The organism is Streptomyces sp. SID14478, from assembly GCF_010548525.1.
In the GTDB taxonomy this organism is placed as follows: domain Bacteria; phylum Actinomycetota; class Actinomycetes; order Streptomycetales; family Streptomycetaceae; genus Streptomyces.
Genome location: NZ_JAAGMG010000194.1, coordinates 1 through 2,601, shown reverse-complemented (window position 1 = coordinate 2,601; position 2,601 = coordinate 1). Strand labels below are relative to the sequence as shown.

The following is a 2,601-nucleotide window of genomic DNA, read 5'->3' as shown; positions in this document are numbered from 1 at the left end:
CGGCATCGGCGGCGCGGCCGCGGGCGGGTAGCCGTAGCCACCCGGCGCCGCCTGCTGGGGGCGGGCCGCGGTGGGGCGCTGCTGCTCGGGCTGCTGTGCCTGGCTGGTGGACGACGCGAGGGTGCGGCTGCGCACGCGGTACAGACCCGTGTCCAGGTCCTCCGCCTTCTCCAGGTGCACCTTGATGGGGCCCATGAAGGAGTAGCGCTGCTGCTTGGCGTAGTCGCGCACCATGCCGGACAGCTCGTCGCCGAGCTGGCCCGAGTAGGGGCTGAGGCGCTCGTAGTCGGGCGCGCTCAGCTCCACGATGAAGTCATTGGGGACGACGGTCCGCTCGCGGTTCCAGATCGTCGCGTTGTTGTCGCACTCGCGCTGGAGCGCGCCCGCGATCTCGACGGGCTGCACCTCGGACTTGAAGACCTTGGCGAAGGTGCCGTTGACCAGACCCTCGAGCCGTTGCTCGAACTTCTTCAGGACTCCCATGGGGCACCTCCTCCTTCGTAGCCGTCCTGCTCGACCTGCTTGCCGTTGTACTTGCTGCCGTCTTGGTACTGCTTACTGATCGTATCCACGCGTCGGGAAATCGGCTGGTTCCCCCTGTCCGCCCGGTCGATGAGTGTCGACGCTCACAGCCCCTCTTAAGAGGGATCGTAGAGGTGGCCTCCAGACAGTGTCCCGTATGCGGCTGTGGAGTGGTCGGGGTCCGGCGCAGCCCGACCTGTCGGACGGCCGTGGGCGGTGGCGGGTGCCAGGCAGGTGCCCACGGAAACGGATGTGAATCCACCCTCTGCAGCGTGCTAATCTTCTGGATGTCGGAAGGCGCTCACCCCGCAAGGGCAGGGCCGGAAGGCACACCCAATGCGCGGGTGGCGGAATAGGCAGACGCGCTGGATTCAGGTTCCAGTGCCCGAAAGGGCGTGGGGGTTCAACTCCCCCCTCGCGCACAGCGAAAAGCCCCGCAGATCTTCGGATCTGCGGGGCTTTTGCGTTGCCCGGCGGGGCCGCGCGCGAACAGGGCGCCGAGGCCTGTGGCCTGCGGCGCCCTGTGGGTTATGTCACCTTCACGCGGCGACGCGCGAGGCGATTTCCTTGCCCTTCGCGTGCGCGTCCTGGAGAGCCTTCTCACGGGAGGCCTCGTAGAGCGGGAGGAGCTCGGCCATCGCCGGGTTCTGCGGGGCCATGGTCAGCTCCGGGACGATGAAGTCGAGGTCGAGCCCGAGGGTGTCGCGCAGGACGGCCTGCAGGTAGTTCTGCACGTACTCCATGCCCTCGCGCGGGGTGCCCGGCGCGTACGAGCCGCCGCGGCTGGCGACGACGGTGACCGGGGTGCCCTTGGCGGCCGGTGCCTCGACGCCCGCGGTGCGGCCGAACAGGATCACGTTGTCCAGCCACGCCTTCAGCGTCGACGGGATCGCGTAGTTGTACATGGGGGCGCCGATGAGGATGGCGTCCGCCTGCTCCAGCTCCTCGATGAGCTGCACGCGCGCGGCGAAGGCGGCGGCCTGCTCGGGGGTGTGGGCGGCGGGGTCGACGAAGCCGGCGACGTGGGAGTCGGCAGATATGTGGGGCACCGGGTCCGCGGCGAGGTCGCGGTAGACGACCGTGCCCTGGGGGTGCTGCTCCAGCCAGGCCTTGCGGAAGGCGTCCGTGACGGGGCGCGAGGAGGAGGCGGGGCCGGAGAAGACGGACGAGTCGAGGTGCAGCAGCGTGGCCATGGTGTTCTCTCCCGTGGGGATCCGGACACGGTCCGGGGTGTAGTTGAGTACGGAACTAGTAATAGCACAGGTACTTACTTTTTTTCATCCCCGTACGAGAACGCAGTACTCTGGACGCATGGCGGGCATCGGGGAACAGACGAACGGGACAGGCACGGGAGCCGCCGTGACCCACGACCCTCAGGCGTGCACCGGGGTCGACATCGGGATGACCCGGGTCTTCGGGCTGCTCGGCAAGCGCTGGACCGGGCTGATCGTGGCCGTGCTGCTGCAGGGGCCCGTGCACTTCGCCGATCTGCGCCGGGCCATCCCCGGGATCAGCGAACGCATGCTCTCCGACCGGCTCACCGAGCTGGCCGCGGCAGGGCTCGTCGTGCGTCAGGTCGACGAGGGGCCGCCGCTGCGCGTCTCGTACCGGCTCACCACCGCGGGTTCCGCGCTGAAGGCCTCGCTGGCCGAGCTCGGGAGCTGGGCGGAGAAGTATCTGGGGGCCGAGGGCGGGACGTGTCCGGAGGAGTTCCGGACGTAGACCTGTGGGCCGGTAGTGCGTGGCCACTTCTCGTCTCGTCTCGTCTCGGATGCGGCCCTGTGGCCCCGAGGCCCCGTGGCTCCTCCTGGGCGGTCGCCGGGAACGGTGCGGGGGTTGTGCACAGAAGGCGGGTTTTCCACAGGCTCTGACGCGCTTTTTCGTGCGGCGGTACCGTCGTGACCGATCACACGCGGTGTGGCGATGTGGGTGGGTTCCGGGCAGGCGGTCCCGTACGGGACGGGGGAGGCGATCGGCATGGGTGGAGTCGACGATCTGGCGGCGGTGCCGCGGCAGGGCGGGCCTCGGGCGGCGCGGCGGCTGCCCCGGGTGGCGGGGTTCGCGGGCACGGGCTCGGAC

3 protein-coding genes and 1 tRNA gene are annotated in these 2,601 nt (G+C 69.6%); 2 read left to right on the top strand and 2 right to left on the bottom strand.

What is annotated here, in order from left to right:
• On the bottom strand, nt 1-483 hold a 483-nt coding region (locus G3I40_RS07220), incomplete at its 3' end, for a DUF3662 domain-containing protein (protein ID WP_164301326.1).
• A gap of 377 nt (nt 484-860) precedes the next feature.
• On the opposite strand from G3I40_RS07220, the gene G3I40_RS07215 reads away from it, so the two are divergent.
• Nucleotides 861-944: transfer RNA gene (locus G3I40_RS07215), tRNA-Leu, on the top strand.
• A gap of 117 nt (nt 945-1,061) precedes the next feature.
• Here G3I40_RS07215 and G3I40_RS07210 read toward each other — a convergent pair.
• Complete coding sequence (locus G3I40_RS07210; RefSeq protein ID WP_164301325.1) at nt 1,062-1,715, bottom strand: NAD(P)H-dependent oxidoreductase; 654 nt, start codon at nt 1,713-1,715, stop codon at nt 1,062-1,064.
• Nucleotides 1,716-1,923: 208 nt separating this feature from the next.
• On the opposite strand from G3I40_RS07210, the gene G3I40_RS07205 reads away from it, so the two are divergent.
• Nucleotides 1,924-2,244, top strand: coding sequence for a helix-turn-helix domain-containing protein (locus tag G3I40_RS07205; RefSeq protein WP_239091590.1), 321 nt, complete (start codon nt 1,924-1,926; stop codon nt 2,242-2,244).
• Nucleotides 2,245-2,601: the final 357 nt, after the last annotated feature.

What these genes read in the sequence shown, in the direction of transcription:
- G3I40_RS07210 (WP_164301325.1), bottom strand. Translation starts at nt 1,715, where the DNA reads ATGGCCACGCTGCTGCACCTCGACTCGTCCGTCTTCTCCGGCCCCGCC.
- G3I40_RS07205 (WP_239091590.1), top strand. Translation starts at nt 1,924, where the DNA reads ATGACCCGGGTCTTCGGGCTGCTCGGCAAGCGCTGGACCGGGCTGATC.